The organism is Paenibacillus vortex V453, from assembly GCF_000193415.1.
GTDB lineage: Bacteria > Bacillota > Bacilli > Paenibacillales > Paenibacillaceae > Paenibacillus_AQ > Paenibacillus_AQ glucanolyticus.
Window position 1 is genome coordinate 397,573 of record NZ_ADHJ01000014.1, and the last position, 18,875, is coordinate 416,447.

The 18,875-nt window shown below is 51.2% G+C and carries 13 protein-coding genes, 1 pseudogene and 1 other annotated feature; all 14 genes and pseudogenes read left to right on the forward strand.

Translation table 11 applies throughout. The annotated features are described in order from the left end of the window. Window positions 1-162: 162 nt before the first annotated feature. On the forward strand, window positions 163-561 hold the full coding sequence (gene speD, locus PVOR_RS08685; protein ID WP_006208786.1) for an adenosylmethionine decarboxylase: 399 nt from the start codon (window positions 163-165) through the stop codon (window positions 559-561). Between the two features lie 336 nt (window positions 562-897). Beyond that, complete coding sequence (gene hemA / locus PVOR_RS08690; RefSeq protein WP_006208787.1) at window positions 898-2,304, forward strand: glutamyl-tRNA reductase; 1,407 nt, start codon at window positions 898-900, stop codon at window positions 2,302-2,304. Window positions 2,305-2,322: 18 nt separating this feature from the next. Beyond that, window positions 2,323-3,117 (forward strand): cytochrome c biogenesis protein CcsA, encoded by a 795-nt coding sequence (gene ccsA, locus PVOR_RS08695; RefSeq protein ID WP_006208788.1) that lies wholly within the window; start codon window positions 2,323-2,325, stop codon window positions 3,115-3,117. Between the two features lie 44 nt (window positions 3,118-3,161). Further along, entirely contained in the window at window positions 3,162-3,818 is a 657-nt protein-coding gene (locus tag PVOR_RS08700) for a precorrin-2 dehydrogenase/sirohydrochlorin ferrochelatase family protein (RefSeq protein WP_006208789.1), read from the forward strand. A 2-nt stretch (window positions 3,819-3,820) separates the two neighbouring features. Then, the gene (gene hemC, locus PVOR_RS08705; protein WP_006208790.1) at window positions 3,821-4,777 is read left to right on the forward strand and encodes a hydroxymethylbilane synthase; all 957 of its coding nucleotides are present in this window, start codon (window positions 3,821-3,823) and stop codon (window positions 4,775-4,777) included. A gap of 4 nt (window positions 4,778-4,781) precedes the next feature. Beyond that, window positions 4,782-6,338: a uroporphyrinogen-III C-methyltransferase gene (cobA, locus tag PVOR_RS08710; protein WP_006208791.1), complete on the forward strand. Its 1,557-nt coding sequence runs from the start codon at window positions 4,782-4,784 to the stop codon at window positions 6,336-6,338. 51 nt (window positions 6,339-6,389) lie between these two features. Continuing rightward, window positions 6,390-7,391 carry a porphobilinogen synthase gene (gene hemB, locus PVOR_RS08715; RefSeq protein ID WP_006208792.1) on the forward strand — a complete coding sequence of 334 codons (1,002 nt, stop codon included), beginning with the start codon at window positions 6,390-6,392 and terminating at the stop codon, window positions 7,389-7,391. 33 nt (window positions 7,392-7,424) lie between these two features. Next, window positions 7,425-8,720 (forward strand): glutamate-1-semialdehyde 2,1-aminomutase, encoded by a 1,296-nt coding sequence (hemL, locus tag PVOR_RS08720; protein ID WP_006208793.1) that lies wholly within the window; start codon window positions 7,425-7,427, stop codon window positions 8,718-8,720. Next, window positions 8,717-9,619: an RluA family pseudouridine synthase gene (locus PVOR_RS08725; protein WP_006208794.1), complete on the forward strand. Its 903-nt coding sequence runs from the start codon at window positions 8,717-8,719 to the stop codon at window positions 9,617-9,619. Before hemL ends, PVOR_RS08725 begins: the two co-directional genes overlap by 4 nt. 170 nt (window positions 9,620-9,789) lie before the next feature. Next, window positions 9,790-11,149: pseudogene (locus tag PVOR_RS29145) on the forward strand (LysM peptidoglycan-binding domain-containing protein). A gap of 243 nt (window positions 11,150-11,392) precedes the next feature. Further along, window positions 11,393-11,689 (forward strand) — a binding site (T-box leader). Between the two features lie 111 nt (window positions 11,690-11,800). Beyond that, window positions 11,801-14,470 (forward strand): valine--tRNA ligase, encoded by a 2,670-nt coding sequence (locus PVOR_RS08745; RefSeq protein ID WP_006208796.1) that lies wholly within the window; start codon window positions 11,801-11,803, stop codon window positions 14,468-14,470. A gap of 33 nt (window positions 14,471-14,503) precedes the next feature. Continuing rightward, window positions 14,504-15,880 carry a bifunctional folylpolyglutamate synthase/dihydrofolate synthase gene (locus PVOR_RS08750; RefSeq protein WP_172964070.1) on the forward strand — a complete coding sequence of 459 codons (1,377 nt, stop codon included), beginning with the start codon at window positions 14,504-14,506 and terminating at the stop codon, window positions 15,878-15,880. 6 nt (window positions 15,881-15,886) lie between these two features. After that, a complete protein-coding gene (gene murC, locus PVOR_RS08755; protein ID WP_006208798.1) occupies window positions 15,887-17,263 on the forward strand; it encodes a UDP-N-acetylmuramate--L-alanine ligase in 1,377 nt (458 codons plus the stop codon). Window positions 17,264-17,471: 208 nt separating this feature from the next. Continuing rightward, entirely contained in the window at window positions 17,472-18,788 is a 1,317-nt protein-coding gene (locus PVOR_RS08760; RefSeq protein WP_036641431.1) for an SPOR domain-containing protein, read from the forward strand. Window positions 18,789-18,875: the final 87 nt, after the last annotated feature.

Consider the following 18,875-nt stretch of genomic DNA (forward strand, 5'->3'; position numbering starts at 1 on the left):
TATAGATGTTATTTTTAATCTCGTTGAAAAGAATATAGGAACCAGGATTCACTCAGGACATGTAATGTTGCGAGAGATTATTCCCTCGGGAAGTGAATGACGTAGGTCCTAGCGGATGAAATTTTTCAAACATTTTATTCCTAGGAAGGGGGAAACCGGAAGATGGAATACTCAACTTTCGGAAGACACGTTGCTGTTGATACTTGGGGAGTCGATTTTGAACTATTGAACAGTGCAGAATTTTTACAAGCTCAGATGGTGGAAGCCGCTGAAGCATGTGGAGCAACGGTATTGTCCGTCCAATCCAAGCAGTTTGAACCACAAGGTGCTACTGTGCTGGTGTTGCTGTCGGAAAGCCATCTCTCGATTCACACTTACCCTGAGAGAGGTTTTGCTGCGATTGACTGTTATACCTGCGGGGAGACAGTAGATCCGCAGTTAGCTATTGACTATCTGGTATCCGCTTTGAAACCTGAAAAATGCTATGCTAAGAAACTCGTGCGCGGACTCGGCGAAATGACTGTCGAAACGCCAGAGATGAAACAGGCTGAGCTCGTTTAATTAGCCACTAAAAAATATGTATACTGATAACCATGGATGTTTCCATGGTTATTTATTTTGAAGAGACGAGTAAGCGTGACAAAAAACGAAACGCATTCCTCTGAAAGCCGCTTTCGAAGAAATTACACGTATATATCAAGTGTTCTCTATCCACAATAGTAAGGTGTTACGGAACAGTCAAGAATGTTTATGAATGGAATGATGAAGTATGGGGATTTCATAAACATTTCATAAAATAGACAAGAGTGCTCAGCATACTGTGATATAATGAACAGGGTCAAGACAGTCCGTTGTGAACGGCAAAACTACTCGGAGAAATAGGCAGGTGAACATGCAATGCACATCGTCGTTGTTGGGTTGAACTATCGCACGGCGCCTGTGGAGGTCAGAGAACGCTTTACATTCTCGGATGAAGACATGCCTGAGGCGTTACAGCAGCTTAATTCGACCAAGAGCGTATTGGAGGGCGTCATTGTCGCTACCTGCAACCGTACTGAGATTTATGTTGTGGTAGACCGCCTTCATATGTGCGGCTACTTTATCCGCAGCTTCATGGAACAGTGGTTCGGCATTAATCGTGAAGAATTTACACAGCACCTCTATATATATGAAGACGAACAGGCAATTTCCCATCTGTTTAAGGTCACTTGCGGTCTGGATTCCATGGTCATTGGAGAGACGCAAATCCTGGGACAGGTGCGTAATGCTTTTTTGACGTCGCAGAAGAATCAGGCGACCGGTACGTGGTTTAATATGTTATTCAAGCAGGCCGTTACGCTTGGCAAACGTGCTCATTCCGAAACATCGATTGGGGAGAGTGCGGTATCTGTCAGTTATGCTGCGGTTGAGCTGGGCAAACGAATTTTTGGTACATTTAACGATAAAAGAGTGATGATTCTCGGCGCAGGCAAAATGAGCGAGCTCACGGTCAAACATCTGTACGCCAACGGAGCTGCAGAAGTGATTGTTGCCAACCGCACGCTCGGCCGTGCGGAGGAGTTAGCCCGCAAGTTCAAAGGCACGCCGTGCACAATTGTCGAGGCTGTAAATTCACTGAATGACGTCGACATTGTGATTAGCTCAACGGGAGCTAATGAATATGTTCTGAATGCGGAGCGGGTTAAAGAGAGCATGAAGAAACGTCAGTCCCGTCCGTTGTTCATGATTGATATTGCGGTTCCCCGGGATATCGATCCGACGGTTGGCGATCTGTCCAACGTATTCTTGTATGACATCGATGATCTGGAAGGCATCGTAGAGACCAACATGGAAATGCGCCGTGTGGAAGCAGCGAAGATTGAAGTGATGATTCAAGAAGAGATGGAGGCATTCCACACATGGCTGAAGACGCTCGGTGTCAGACCGGCGATTCGAGCCTTGCAGGAAAAATCCAATGTTATTCATGAAGAAACGATGGAAAGTTTGTTCAACAAGCTTCCGGAACTGGACGAACGCCAGCGGAAAGTCATTCGTCGGTTGACCAAGAGCATTGTCAACCAGATGATGCATGATCCGATTAACCGGATCAAAGAAATGACGGGCGGCAAGCAGGGCGGAGAAGCACTGGAGTATTTTTCACAAATCTTTGCGCTGGAAAGCCTGATCGAAGAGAAGGAGCAGGAAGCCCACAGCAACATCAAGAAAGCAGCTGCACCCGTTAAAGCTGAACGGATACCGAATGCTGTAGATCAGCAGGCAGAAGAGAAACCGCTTAAGGTCTCTCTTGCCCCAGCCACCCTTTGAGGAGGGTGAGTTCATCCCATGCTGTTAAATATAATTTATATCACCGGCATTTGTATCTATGCCCTGAGCCTTCTGTTTTATATCTCGGATTGCATTTCACGCAATTCGGTGGCGAAGCGGATAGGCACAGGGCTTCTTGTCATTACAGCACTCTTTCAATCTGCCGGAATCGGCATCCGAGCCATGGAAGGGGGACATCTTCACTTTCCGGTATTTACGCTGTTTGATTTTCTCTTCCTACTGGCATTCTGCATATCCATTACTTCGATTGCGCTGGCCTACATGAAGCGTTCGGAATTCGCCGTCCTGCTGATGAACCTTGTAGGGTTCAGTGTCATGCTGATCAATCGGTTATGGTTCACGACAGGAGACAACGCCATGTACAGCTGGGAGACGGAGCATCGTCTGCTGCTGGTCCATATCGCCCTGGCGAGTGTCAGCTTTGCTGCATTAACCGTTGGGGCTGTGTTTGCAGCGATTTATATGTTTTTGCATCGGAAGCTGAAGCACAAGCAGTGGAACGATACGATGCGCCGGCTGCCAAGCCTGGAGAAACTGGATATTTATTCGTATAAAGCGCTGATGGCCGGGACAATTATTTTGGTGGCGTCGCTCATTTTAGCGGCGATGTCGGTGGCAATGGCAGGACGCTGGACCTTGTTTCTGGATATCAAGGTACTGTCTACACTGACGGCACTTGCGATGTATATCGTTTATTTTGTTAAACGCCGTTTATGGAGAAGATCGGGCAGGGAAGCGGCCATATGGGCATTAATCGGGTATGGATTTATCATCCTGAACTTTTTTTTGTAATGCGTGGTCCGCTTTCCACAGTTGGTCAGGAGTGTGATGGCAGAATGGCGTATGATGAATACGTACCCGTGCTGTTGAATTGCAGAGGACGTTCATGCTTGATTATCGGCGGTGGCAAGGTGGCGGAGCGCAAAGCACTCACCTTGCTTAATGCCGGGGCAAGCGTACATATTGTAAGCCCTGTATTAAGAAGCGAGGCGCTTCAACACTTAGCCAAGAGCAAGGTTCTTCAATGGACGGACAGAAAGTACAGGCCCAATGATTTGGACGGGGCTTTTCTGGTTCACGCTGCGACGGATGATTCCCAGCTCAACATGAAGATTGCAGAGGATGCCGACAGTCTTGGAATATTAGCCAATGTAGCCAGTAACGGCGAGGCCGGAACGTTTATTTATCCGACCGTGATGCGTCGGGGACGGCTTACGCTGGCTATATCCACATCGGGAGCGGGGCCGAAGGTTTCACACGATATTCGTGAGCGGCTGGAAGAACAGTTCGGGCCTGAGTATGAGGACTATTTGGATTTGTTATACAGGATGCGTTCGATGATTAGGGAAGAGGTAGAGTCTGCAGAAGTACGCAGGCGGCTGCTCGACAAGGTATATCGCATGGATGTCCTGAGCGAGATTCGCCGCGGAGGTTACGTACCCTGGAATTCGGACAAAATCAAGCTATGGATCGAGAACAATCAGGAGGAATGAAGATGCGCACAATTGTGGTTGGGAGTAGACAAAGTGCCCTCGCACTGACACAGACGGGACAGGTTATCGATGATTTGAAGCGTTTAGCGAAGGAGCACGGTTTGGATTATGACTTTACCGTCAAGAAAATCGTCACCAAAGGCGACCGCATTCTGGATGTCACCCTCTCCAAAGTAGGCGGCAAGGGGTTGTTTGTTAAAGAAATCGAGCAAGCAATGCTGGACGGAGAAATTGATATGGCTGTTCACAGCATGAAGGATATGCCTTCTGTTCTGCCCGAGGGTCTGGTATCCGGCGCGGTGCCGGCAAGAAAGGACCCTCGTGACTGCTTGATCTCCAAGGAAGGTGCGACGCTGGATGACCTGCCTCAAGGTGCCAAGGTGGGGACGAGCAGTCTGCGTCGTTCCAGTCAGCTTAAGGCATACCGCCCGGACCTGCAGATCGATTGGATTAGGGGAAATATCGATTCCCGTATTCGCAAAATGGAGGAAGGCGAATTTCAGGCCATCGTTCTGGCGACCGCAGGCCTCCAGCGTATGGGCTGGGAGGACCGGATCACTTCGCATTTGCCGGTTGAAATCAGTCTGCCTGCCGTAGGCCAAGGCGCACTTGGCATTGAATGCCGTGAAAATGACTCGGAGCTCCTGCATCTGTTGTCACTTTATAACGATGAGGTCACCGCAAGAACCGTTGCGGCTGAACGCAAGTTTCTAAGCGAGCTGAACGGTGGATGCCAAGTGCCTATTGGGGCTTATGCCATCCTGAAGAATGTGGACACAGGAGATTCCCGCGGAGAACAAAACGTTATACAATTAACAGGAATGGTAGGTTCTCCTGACGGCGAGATCATATTGAAGGAAAGCGCGGAAGGAACCGACCCTGAATCGCTCGGAGTGGAAGTAGCTGCAAAGCTGAAAGCCAAAGGAGCGGAGAAGATTCTGGCACAAGTTAGGGGCTGAGGGGATGGCAGGTAAGGTTTATCTGGTGGGAGCAGGTCCGGGCGATGCGCGCCTGATTACGATTAAAGGCAAGGAATGTATTGAAAAGGCGGATGTCGTGGTGTATGACCGATTAGCCAGCCCTCGGTTGCTGCGGTGGACGAAGCCCGGGGCGCAGAAGGTTTATGTGGGCAAGCTTCCGGATCGGCATACGATGAAACAGGAGCAAATCAATCAGCTGCTGGTTGATTTTGCTCTGGAAGGCAAGACGGTTGTCCGCTTAAAGGGCGGTGATCCGACCATCTTCGGAAGAGTGGGCGAAGAAGCGGAGCTGTTGTACCGTCATGGCATTTCCTATGAAATCGTGCCGGGAATTACTTCGGCAATCAGTGTGCCGGCTTATGCAGGCATTCCTGTGACACATCGCGATCATGCCTCCTCCTTATCCATCATTACAGGACATGAGAGTCCGGAGAAGCTGGATCGTATGATTCAGTGGGATAAGGTTACCCATGCAACAGGAACTTTGATTTTTATGATGGGCGTGGCCAAGATCGGTTATATCAGCCGTCAGCTGATCAAGCACGGCAGATCGCCGGAAACGCCAGTGGCTCTTATTAGATGGGGAACCCGTGCAGAGCAAGATACGCTGACGGGAACGCTGGCAGACATTGAGGATAAGGTCAAGGCAGCGAATTTTCAGCCGCCTGCCGTTATTGTGGTTGGGGAGGTTGTGCTTCAGCGGGAGCGACTGAAGTGGGCGGAACGACTGCCTCTGTTCGGCAAGCGGATTCTGGTCACAAGGGCTCGAAGCCAGGCCAGCTCATTGGTGTCGCAAATTGAGGATTTGGGCGGAGAACCCTATGAGTTCCCTGTTATCGAAACGGTAATGCCTTCCTCAGATGAAATACTTGCCGGAATTCAACAAGCGCTGGACAAGCTGCCTACGTATGATTGGGTGTTCTTCACCAGCGTCAACGGGGTGGAGTTTTTCTTCCGTCACTTGAAGGAGAATGGGCGGGATATTCGTTCCTTGGCCGCTGCCCGCATCGTTGCGGTTGGTCCGGCTACAGCTGATGCCCTCGGCAATTACGGCATTACAGCCGAGGTGCTCAAGGAGCGTTTTCAGGCGGAAGGCCTTATTGATGCTTACGGCTCTGAGCTCCAGCCAGGTCAGCATGTGCTGCTGCCTCGCGGGGATTTAGGACGCAGGTGGCTGCCGGAGAAGCTGGCGGATATGGGACTGCACGTGACCGAAGCCGTGACCTATGAGAACGTGCTGTGCGGGGAAGACGATGAGGAACTGCTGAAGCTGCTTCAGGAGGGCGGCATCCATGCGGTTACGTTCACCAGTTCTTCTACGGTCACAAATCTGTTCCAGTTGTTGAAGCGAATGGGCGTAGCGCATCCTGCCGACTTGCTGAAACAATCGGCAATTGCTTGCATTGGTCCATTGACTGCTCAGACGGCTGAGGAAGCGGGACTGTCCGTATCGCTTCTTGCCGAAGAAGCGACTGTGGATAGTCTGGTAAGTGCCCTATGTGCCTGGAACGAGGACGATCCACGGCGTGCTTCGCAATAATATTCTTTTTATATACATGAACAAAAGTACATCACTTGGAGGTATTACGCCATGAGTTTTCCAATCGTACGCCATCGCCGGCTGCGTCAAAATGCCGGCATTCGCAGCATGGTTCGCGAGACCGTGCTTCATGCAGAGGATCTGGTTCAGCCGATCTTCGTAACCTACGGAAGCGGCATTAAAAACGAAATTTCGTCGATGCCGGGAGTCTATCATTTTTCTCTGGACACCTTGAAAGAGGAAGTGGATGAAATCGCAGGGTTAGGCATACCTGCCGTGCTTCTGTTCGGTATACCTGAAACCAAGGACAGCGTAGGCACATCCGGTTTTGCGGAAGACGGTATTGTTCAAGAGGCTACTCGTCTCATAAAGGCGTGGTACCCGGATCTTTTGGTCATAGCGGACACCTGCTTATGCGAATTTACCGACCACGGCCACTGCGGCATGGTGCATACCTTCGAGCGTGACGGGCACACCTGCGGCGATGTGTTGAATGATGAATCGCTGGAGCTGCTCGTACGAACGGCGGTATCCCAGGCCAAAGCTGGCGCCGACATCATTGCGCCATCCAATATGATGGACGGTTTTGTGCAGGCGATCCGTGCGGGGCTTGATGATGCCGGATTTTATAATGTGCCGATCATGTCCTATTCGGTTAAATACGCCTCGGCCTTTTACGGGCCGTTCCGTGAAGCGGCCGATTCTGCTCCGCAGTTCGGTGACCGGAAGACCTATCAGATGGATCCGGCCAATGTGAGGGAAGCCCTTCGCGAGGCAGAAACGGACGTGCTGGAAGGTGCGGATATGCTGATGGTGAAGCCTGCGATGGCTTATCTGGACGTGGTCAGATTGCTCAGAGACCAGTTCGACCTGCCGATTGTAGCCTACAACGTTAGCGGCGAGTATTCCATGATCAAGGCGGCTGCCCAGCAGGGATGGATCAGTGAGCAGGCGATTGTGATGGAGCTGCTTACAGGAATGAAGCGCGCCGGTGCGGATATTATCATTACGTATTTTTCGAAGGATGCGGCACGCTGGATGCGCAGCCTGTAACCATTAACGATTAAAGAGTAAGGAGTGCATAATATGAGCCAAGATTTTCGGAAAGAAGATTTGTCGCGTTCTGCTTTTGAGGAAGCCAAGCAATACATTCCCGGTGGCGTGAACAGTCCGGTACGTGCGTTTAAGTCTGTGGGTTTAACACCGATTTATATCGAGCGTGGAGAGGGCAGCCGGGTATATGACATTGACGGTAACAGCTTTATCGATTACGTGGGTTCCTGGGGGCCGCTTATTATGGGTCATGCCCATCCTGAGGTCGTTGATGCCCTGCAGGAGACGGCGGCAAAGGGTACAAGCTTCGGTGCCCCGACACTGTTGGAAACCGAGATGGCTAAGCTTGTCTGTGAGCGAGTTCCGTCGATCGAGGTTGTACGGATGGTGAACTCCGGTACGGAAGCGACGATGAGCGCTATCCGTCTGGCGCGTGGTTACACTGGACGCAGCAAAATCATCAAATTCGAGGGCTCCTATCACGGTCACGCCGATAGCCTCCTCATCAAAGCCGGATCTGGAATTGCAACCCTCGGCCTGCCTGATAGTCCAGGCGTACCGGAAAGCGTGGCTGTTAGCACGATTGCGGTTCCGTATAACGACCTTGAATCGGTCCAGCTTGCTTTTGAACGGTTTGGCGAAGAGATCGCAGCTGTAATCGTTGAGCCGGTAGCAGGCAATATGGGCGTAGTTCCTCCTCTTCCAGGATTTCTGGAAGGCTTGCGCAAGGTGACCTCCGATTACGGCAGTGTGCTTATTTTTGATGAGGTGATGACGGGATTCCGGGTCGATTTGAATTGTGCTCAGGGACGGTATGGTGTCACACCGGATTTGACATGCCTGGGCAAAGTGATCGGCGGCGGCTTGCCCGTCGGTGCTTACGGGGGCAAGCGTGAACTGATGGACCAGATTGCTCCGGCAGGACCAATCTATCAGGCGGGAACGCTGAGCGGAAATCCGCTGGCCATGGCTGCCGGTTACACTACCTTGAAGCTGTTGACGCCGGCAGTCTATGAGCAGCTGGAGGAACGGGGCGCCCGGCTTCAGGCCGGACTCGAGTCCAATGCAAAGGAGTTCGGTATCCCGTTGTCCGTTAATCGGATAGGCTCCATGGTATGTCCTTTCTTTACGAATACGCCAGTGGTGAATTTCGATACGGCCAAGACGAGTGATTTGGATATGTTCCGCCGATATTTTGCGGCCATGGTTCAAGAGGGAGTCAGCGTTCCTCCTTCCCAGTTCGAGGGCATGTTCATTTCGGCAGCCCATACGGTGGAGGATATCGATGCCACCATTGAAGCGAACCGCAGCGCCTTCAAGAGCCTATGAGTTACAAGGGGAACTGGAGTAAAAGGGGCGAATGGCTGGAGCTGACACCTGGCAAGGTGCTGTTGAGCCAGCCGGATCGGGAACAGGCCGCTGCCAAGTGGCTTCTCGAGACGTTCGGAATGCCCGAGAAGCTGTATCGCAAGCTGCGCCATGAGCAAGGGATACAATGGAGAGGGGACCAGCTTCGGCTGGTCCTTTTTCCTTATCGCGATTACGGCATCAAACCGAGATGGCAGGAACTGCACGTATTGCATGAGGATGAGTTCTGTCTCGTCGTGAACAAACCGGCTGGTATGGCCGTCCACCCCGATCAGGAGAGCGAGGAAACAACGCTGAATCATGTTGTAGCCGCTTATTACGAAGCAGAGGGGATTCATACGGCGGTCCGGCATATTCATCGTCTGGATAAGGATACAACCGGTCCTGTGCTGTATGCCAAGAATGAATACGCGCAGCTGAAGCTTGATGAAGCGATGCGAGAGAAGAAAATTGTGCGGATTTATGCTGCTATCGTACAGGGCAGGGTAGGACAGGAGCTTAAAGTGATCGACCTGCCGATCGGCAAGGACCGTTATCACTCAAGCCGCCGTAGAGTGTCATTAACCGGCCAGGCTGCCATAACGCATATTCTCTCCTCTGAAGTATACCCGAGGGCCAGCTTGTTGAATATCAGTCTTGAAACCGGTCGTACGCATCAAATCCGGGTTCACCTTAGTCATATGGGACATCCGCTCCTGGGAGATTCCTTGTATGGGGGACCGGCACTGTTTTCGCGCCAGGCGCTGCATGGTGAACGCTTGCTGTTTCATCATCCTCTAACAGGTGAGAGGGTCGAGGTACAGGCCCCATGGCCTCAGGACATGATGGAATTAAGAGAGTTAATCATAGAGGGATCCTGACGGTAGAGGATTTTGCAAAATCCTGAATAAATCTGTAACTTTCACGCAACAATTCGCAAAAAAGTCATGCTCTCCTGTTTTCGGCATATAGATAAATTGAGTGGCGAAACTTAGGCTCATGCCGTGATAACAGATCACGGATAGTATATGCCAAAAAGGAGGACATTCCCGTGTTTGACCAGTCCTACGGATTGCGGTTTGATATTTACGAGCGTATTAATTTAACGGAAGATTTGCCGGGAATCGAAGAATTGGAAGAGGCGGAGTTGATCCCGCACATTCAGGTGATCAGCCAGCAGGATCAGGCCACACTTCGGGGGCATCTGCTTCTCGCAGGCCTGTATAAAGGTGACACTGAAGCAGGAGAAACCGAGCCGCTCGAGCACTGGATTCCGGTCGAGATCACGGTTCCGCTGAACCGGGTATCTTCTTTGGATGACATCGCAGTTGAGATTGAGAATTTTGATGTAGATTTGCTATCCAAGCGCAGCTTGAATATTACAGGGGTTCTTTCTCTCAAAGGAATTCAGGCGGCGGCACCGGGTTCCCGGGATCAGGTATGGGCCAATGAGGAATTCACAGTGGTACATGCTCCTGAAACGCCTAATTTCTATTCGAACGGCGAGCAGCAGTTTGCTGCCAATCCGTATGAGCAGCTGCAAGGCGGAGGAGCTGGTGAAGATACAAATTCGGCTTCACCCTCCCTATTTTAACGAAACTCAGCCTAGGGCCAACGTGTCGGGGACGGATGCGCGCACACAGCAGTATTTAGCATCCTGGGCGGAGTATGAGAATCAAATTCAGGATGCGGAAGAGCCAGCTGGCGCTGAAGGCTTCTCCAGTGATCAGGAAGCCCGGGACACCGTCGAATATGCCTTACATAATGAGACGGAAACGATCCCTCAGGCAGCTGAGCCTGAGCCGTCTATTCCAAGTGTATGGCAATTCGAGCGGGTAACGCCTCAGCCGGAGACGGTTCAGGAAGAACCGGCAGCAGATTTCCCAGGCATTGTTGAACGCAAAGGCGAAGAGGTGGAAGCCGTACCGGTGCTGGAATCATCGGAAACGGAAGAAGCTCAGCCTGTTTTTGCCGAGGGGGCAGAGGCTTCAGAGGATATAGCCGAGGAAATCTCCGCTAAACCCGAGGAGGTCACGACGAAGCCGGAGCTGAAAGTTGCCTTCAGTACAAAGAACAGCACCACAAGTACTTCGGGCGTAGGTTTCTCTTCATTGCTTCAATCGAGCAGAACGGTGCAGGATCAGGACCAAGCCGCTCGGGACGAGGAAGAAGAAGCCGAAGAGCTGGTGGAGTCCGCTGCGTCCGAGGATGTGGAGTGGAAAAGTCTCTTCCTTGGCAACCGACATGAGGAAACTCCATTCCGCAAGGTACGGATGTGCATTGTTCAGCGTGAGGAGACACTTGATCTGATTGCGGAGCGCTATCAACTGACGCCGCGGGAACTTTTGTTATACAACCGCATGTCTGAACAGAATGTCGAAGAAGGCCAGGTCTTATACATTCCCCAGTAATCGAGGGGGTTCATCGTGCAAGAAGAAAGCGGGTCAAGGTGGGAAATCCTTGGTCTGCTTTTTTGTTTTACAGAAACAGGATGGAAGCAAATGAGGGAGCTAACACGGAAGTATTTTCAGTAAGTCATAATATTTGGATTGGACAGGTATGATGTTTAAATTCTTCGGAAACACTCGAAATATTGACTATATGCAACAACCACGGTATATTTGAATAGTATATGTACAGGTATTCCAAAAGCTAGAACAACGTTGAACGGGAAGAGTAGGAAGGTATGGCCTTCAGAGAGCGGAATTGCTACCCAGCGCTGTGAGATTCCGCAGGAACCAGCTTGCCGAAGTCGCCCCGGAGTTGCGGACTTGAGTTAGAGTAGGGATCGTTTACTACCCTGGTTAGGGTTCGCCGGCCGCAGCCGTTATCTGCGTAAAGTGTCGTGCTTGACGCTCCTTCATGTTCTTCACGGGAGGACAACGGTTGATAAACAATCGTAAGCACGAAACAAAGGTGGTACCGCGAGAGAACAGTCTTTCGTCCTTTGAGGACGAGGGGCTTTTTTTGTTTCATGCCAAAAATGCTATCATGGGCCGCTTCTCAAGGCTAAAACATTTCTGGTTGGCAAAACTGATTAACAGTGACGGAGGTACGAAAATATGGATCAAAAACAAAACCAATTCCAGTTAGAAATGCCAACGACGTATGATCCGAAGGCAGCCGAGCAAAAATGGTATCCGTACTGGAAGGAAGGCGGCTTCTTTGAAGCTGGCAAACGTCCGGACGCGGAGCCTTACACGATTGTGATTCCTCCTCCTAACGTTACGGGAATGCTTCATATCGGCCATGCTCTTGACTTCACGCTGCAGGATATTCTCATTCGCGTGAAGCGGATGCAGGGATATGATGCGCTCTGGCTGCCTGGTTCTGACCATGCGGGCATTGCAACTCAAACGAAGGTGGAGCAGAAGCTTCGCGAGGAAGGTGTTACCCGTTACGATCTGGGACGTGAGAAGTTCCTGGAGAAGGTATGGGAATGGAAGGATCTGTACGCGAATACGATCCGGGATCAATGGTCCAAGATCGGCCTGTCGCTGGATTATTCCAGAGAGCGTTTCACGCTGGACGAAGGTTTGTCGGAAGCGGTTCGCGAGGTGTTTGTTAAGCTCTATGACAAAGGCCTTATCTACCGCGGCAAACGTATCATTAACTGGGATCCGGCCGCGCGTACGGCATTGTCCGATATTGAGGTGGAGTACAAAGAGGTCAATGGACATTTGTACCATTTGCAATATCCGCTAAAAGACGGCAGCGGCTTCATTACCGTAGCTACGACTCGTCCAGAGACGATGCTCGGTGATACAGCGGTAGCTGTTCATCCGGAAGACGAGCGGTATAAAGACATGATTGGCAAAACGCTGGTACTGCCGATTGTCGGCCGGGAAATCCCGGTTATTGCCGATGAGTATGTGGAGAAGGATTTTGGCAGCGGAGCCGTTAAAATTACGCCTTCGCATGATCCGAACGATTTTGAGATGGGACAGCGACATAACCTGCCGCAAATTACGGTGATGGATGAGTCCGGTACGATGAACGAGTTTGCCGGCAAGTACCAAGGTCTTGACCGCAGCGAATGCCGCAAGCAAATCGTGAATGACATGAAGGAATCAGGTGTATTGCTTCGAGTTGAAGATCACGTGCATCAGGTTGGTCACAGTGAAAGAACCGGCGCGGTGGTTGAGCCTTACCTGTCCACGCAATGGTTTGTTAACATGCAGCCGCTGGCACAGGCAGCCGTAGAGGCGCAGAAATCCGGCAAGGGCGTTAACTTTGTGCCTGACCGGTTTGAGCGAACCTACCTGCACTGGATGGAGAATGTACGCGACTGGTGTATCTCTCGTCAATTATGGTGGGGCCACCGGATTCCGGCATGGTATTCCGAGTCCACCGGTGAAGTGGTTGTTGCCATGAATGAAGAGGAAGCGCGTGCGAAGCTTGGCAAGGATGATCTGAGACAGGATGAGGATGTGCTGGATACCTGGTTCAGCTCGGCGCTCTGGCCGTTCTCGACCATGGGCTGGCCGGATCTGGACAGCGAGGATTTTAAACGTTATTATCCGACCAACGTTCTCGTAACAGGTTACGACATTATTCCGTTCTGGGTATCACGGATGATCTTCCAGGGGCTCGAATTTACGGATCAAATGCCGTTCAAGGATACCCTGATTCATGGCCTGGTTCGGGATAGCGAAGGCCGCAAGATGTCCAAGTCGCTTGGCAACGGCATCGACCCGCTTGAAGTTATCGAGCAGTACGGCGCAGACGCCATGCGTTATATGATCTCAACGGGCAGCACGCCGGGTCAGGATCTTCGTTTCCGCTGGGAACGCGTGGAGCAGGCTCGTAACTTTGCGAACAAAATATGGAATGCATCGCGTTTTGCGCTCATGAATTTGGAAGGCTTCACCGCCGCAGATATCGACATTTCCGGTGAGCTGGGAACGGCGGATCGGTGGATTTTGCACCGCCTGAACGAAACTTCCCGCGACATTACGCGTCTAATTGATGCCTACGAATTTGGCGAAACCGGTCGACTGCTCTACAATTTCATCTGGGATGATCTCTGCGACTGGTATATTGAGTTTGCGAAGCTGTCCCTGTACGGGGAAGATCAAGCGGCCAAGAAAAAGACGCAATCGGTGCTTGCTTATGTTCTGGACCGCACGATGCGTCTAATCCATCCGTTCATGCCGTTCATCTCCGAGGAGATCTGGCAGCATCTGCCGCATGAGGGAGAGACGGTTATGCTGGCTTCATGGCCGACCTATGATCCGGCATTCGAGAACACGGAAGCCGTTACCGAAATGAACCTGCTCATGGATGTTATCCGCGCTGTACGTAACATCCGGGCGGAAGTGAACGTACCGATGAGCAAAAAAGTTGAATTGCAACTAAAACCGGTGAGCGGGCAGATCGCCAGCATCATCGATCGCAATGCGGATTATATCCGCCGCTTCTGCAACACGTCGGAGTATCAATCCTCACTTGAGCTGACGGCGCCAGATAAAGCCATGACCGCCGTGGTTACAGGGGTTGACATGTATTTGCCACTCTCCGGTTTGATTGATATCGCTCAAGAAATCACACGTCTGGAGAAAGAAATTCAGCACTTGAACAGTGAAGTCGAGCGTGTGGAGAAGAAGCTGAACAATCCTGGCTTCGTGTCGAAAGCACCCGAGAAGGTGATTGAAGAAGAACGCGCGAAGCTTGCGGATTACTCAGACAAACGCAGTAAAGTTATTGCACGCATCGAAGAATTGAGAGGCTGAAGCAAGATGAATCTGGACCAGAAGGTGAGAGCGATGGGTGATCAATCGGCAGCTGCAGTGGCAGCTCCGTTCCAAACCTATGAGGAAGCGGTGGCTTGGATTAATGGGCTGATTCCGTTTGGAATCCGCCCTGGCATGGATAGAATTCTGCGATTGATGGAGCTGCTTGGCCATCCGGAGCGTCGTTTAAAATTTATTCACGTGGCTGGAACGAACGGTAAAGGCTCGACGTGCGCTTTTTTAACAAAAGTGCTGCTTCAAGGGGGATTCACGGTAGGTACCTATACCTCTCCTTATATTACGAAGTTTACCAATCGGTTTCAGTTTAACGGCGAGGACATACCGGAACAGACGCTGCTTGAGCTCGCTAATCGACTGCAGCCGCTTGTGGCTGAAGTAACAGAGACGGGGCTGGGGTCGCCTACGATGTTTGAGGTGTCCACGGCACTAGCGATACTGTATTATGGCGAGGTTGTTTATCCGGACGTCGTGGTATGGGAGACGGGGCTTGGCGGTCGGCTTGATGTGACCAATATTGTTCACCCTATCATCTCGGTGATCACGAACATCGGAATGGATCATACCGACGTATTGGGCGATACCATTCAGGAGATCACCAGGGAGAAGGCGGGCATTATCAAGCCTGGAGTCCCTGTGGTGAGTACGGTAACTCAGCCGGAAGCCGTCGAAATTTTGAAGGAAACGGCGGAGAAAAACCGCACAAGCCTGTATCTCGTCAATGATCAATTCTCTTATGCACGATTGCATGGGGATGAGGAAAGTCAGGTCTTCCATTTCCACGGACCGTTTCGGGATATGGATCTTGCCATCTCGATGCTGGGTGAGCACCAATGTGCCAATGCCGCGCTTGCCATGATGACACTGGAAGTGCTTCGTCAGTATATGGCCTTTATCGTGGATGAGGAAGAATTGCGTACCGGGTTTAAAGAGACTTTCTGGGCGGGAAGACTGGAACAGGTGTTGTCTTCTCCAAGAATTGTTCTCGATGGCGCGCATAACCCCGAAGGGGCTGAATCCTTGGCTAAAAGCCTGCCGCAGATCTATAAGTACCGGAAACTGAACTTAATGATGGGAATACTGGCAAATAAGCATCATGAATCGTATTTGCAGCATATACTGCCAATAGTGGATACGCTTATCCTGACTGAACCGGATTTCCGGAAGAAACTGGACGCCAAGGCGCTTGGTGACATCGTAGAGCAGGTAAGGGAGAAATATGCCAAACACACACTGCAAATCATCATAGAACCAAATTGGAAAAACGCACTTGAAGAGTTGAAGTCACGGACGGAAGCGGAGGATCTTGGGGTGGTGTCGGGCACGTTGTACCTGATTGCCGACGTGCGTTCCAACCTCCTGGGCCTTTCCGATTCTGAAAAAGGTTGGTGATATCTGTTGAATACATCAGAACATGTTCATTTTATCGGAATTGGCGGCTACGGGATGAGCGCCATTGCACGAGTCATGCTGGAGATGGGTTACAAAGTCACGGGTTCTGACGTGGCATCGCAAGAATTGACAGAAAAGCTGGCGGCCAAGGGCGCCAAAATATACATTGGACATACCGCAGAGCAAGTCCAGGGTGCAGACCTTGTGGTTTACTCAACGGCTTTGTCCAAAGACAATGTGGAGCGGGTGGAAGCCGAGAAGCTGAACATTCCTGTTCTGCACCGTGCGCAGATGCTGGCACGTCTTTTGAACGAACGAAAAGGGGTTGCGGTAGCAGGCGCACACGGCAAGACAACTACCTCGTCCATGATTGCGCTTGTGATGGAGGAATGCGGTGTTGATCCGACGTTTATCATCGGCGGGGAAATTATGAACGTTGGCACGAATGCCAAAGCCGGTGAGGGCGAGCATGTGGTGGCCGAAGCGGATGAGAGCGACGGTTCATTCCTTCAATATCATCCGTGGCTGGGCGTTGTACTGAATATAGAGGCTGATCATCTGGAGAACTATGAGGGGGATTTCAATCGCCTTAAGGCTGCTTATGTGCAGTTCCTCAGCCAGATCAAGCCAGACGGCACGGCCGTGGTCTGCGCGGATGACCATAACATTCAGGCCATCTTGCCTGATCTCAAGTGTAACGTAACGACATACGGCATTCATTCGGATGCGGAGTATACGGCAACCAACCTGGTGCTGGGAGACCGGCAAGTTAGCTTCATGATGCTTCATAACGGAATGGAGCTTGGAACTGTGGAGCTGTCCGTACCAGGTAAACATAATGTCTACAATGCAATGGCGACGGTGATTTGCTGCTTGAAGGGCGGAATCTCGTTTGAAGCGATTGTAGAGGCTATCGTCAAATTCAATGGAGCCAAACGCCGCTTCCAGGTGCTTGGCGAGGCAGATGGCATTCTGGTAATTGACGATTACGCGCATCACCCGACGGAGATAGAGGCAACGATCAGTGCTGCAAAAGCTACGGGTAAACGGATTATCGCCGTATTCCAGCCGCAGCGGTACTCGCGGACCTTTTTCCTTCTGGATGCGTTTAGCCGCGCGTTTAGTGAAGCGGATGAAGTGATCATTACCGACATTTATTCACCTGCCGGCGAGAAGCAGATCGAGGGTATCAGCTCTGGAAAATTGGTGGAGCTGATTGTCCAGAACAGCAATGCGGGTGCTCGTTATTTGCCTACCAAGGAAGACGTCTTGAACGATCTCAAAGACCGTGTGAAGGAAGGCGATCTTGTGCTCACGATGGGCGCAGGCGATATATGGAAGGTTGGAGCTGCCTTGGCAGATTCCATTAAAGGCAAGAAGTGATTTATCTTTGTTGCGCACAATCTCTTGCTGCTTCACCGCATCAGGGGATTGCTCAGTTGTCTGAGTGAAGGCACGGCTGTATGTCGTACTTTGAAGCGGGCTAATCGGGATTATCTCCTGATTAGCCCGTTTGTTTTATCTGCACACTCATAAGTTGCCAAGCTTGATCATATAGCTAGGTGTAGAAGGACAAGTGAGGTGTGTGGATATGAACAAAGCACGGATGACGATTCGTTTCGATCACGATCCGCCCAAGGATCGGAGCAAAGAACCTTTGCATGAGGAACGCGATTTGAGTCAAAGGGTTTCATCAGGACACAAGGATCAAGTCTATGACCCCAATCTTTCCAAACAGGATCACCTCCGCATTGTACCGCCGCTGCAGGAAGAGGAGGACGGGCATGCCTTCGACGTAAACGATCAAGACTGGCGGCAATCGCGTAATAACCGGACCAAGGGGCGACTGGCTGAGGAGAGACGACGGCTCGATCATTCAAACAGCTGGTATCAGAGTGATACCCCTGAGTATACAGATACATATCCGGAACTGGATGAGGATCTCCACCATCCCCACGAGCACGATTATTCCGGGGGGCGGGACGGCGGGACGAATAATTCCAACTGGGATCTTGGACCGGAATCCGGTCTATATGATTCTCCTGCCGATGATTACGGTTATTATCGTTCGCGCAAACCAACGTCCTTCTGGAAGATGGCTGTTTCTGTGTCCGCAGCTGTTATTACGGGTTTGTTGTTCGGATACATGGTCTTGTCCATGTTTAACGGCGGGAGCGCGGGAGAGGACACGGTTTCCGAGCAGATTGAAGGTAATGACGTAGTCAATCAAACACCGGCTGATCCATCCGAAGGAACGGTGACGCCCTTGTCGTCTGATCTGCCCCAAACGGCGCTTCAATTCCCGGGGCAAGCCTTCTATATGCTCCAATACGGCGTATTCAGCACGCCGGAGCGGGCGGAGCAAGCGAAGGGGGAATTGCTGCAATCGGGCATTGCAGCGGGAGGGGACCTGGATGAGGAGAACCGCGTTTATGCAGGCATCTCACCGGACCGCGAGCAGGCCAAGCTGCTCAGCAATCAGTTGAAGGCTGAAGGCGTTGAATTATATGTAAGAGAGATATCGCTGCCTCAATTAGAGTCTGCCTCTTTTAGCGGTGAAGAGCAGACGTTGACGGACTATTTTACGATAAGCGGCAAGCTGGTATCGGAGCTTAGCAAACTTTCGGCATCCCTGTTGGGGATGCAGGAGGCGGGAGCCGTTGCGGCAGACCATATGAACACCATCACGAATCTGCATCAGCAGTGGATCCAATCGGTGCAGCAGCTTTCGGCAGGATTGGGTCCTGAGACCGGGGCTGTGCTGCCGGCCATGCAGCAGTCGATGAACAGCTCGATCACAGCGCTCTCTGAATATAACAAAAATCAATCCAAGGGGCATTTGTGGGAGATTCAAACAGGCATGATGAACTATGTCATGGGTCAAAAGAAACTCCTGGATGGCCTATAAATTCAAATTAACGTAAAATCCGGCGTGGAATTGGAAATAGTTCCCCATGCCGGATTTCTGTTTGTATTGCTTATCGATTCACCGTAT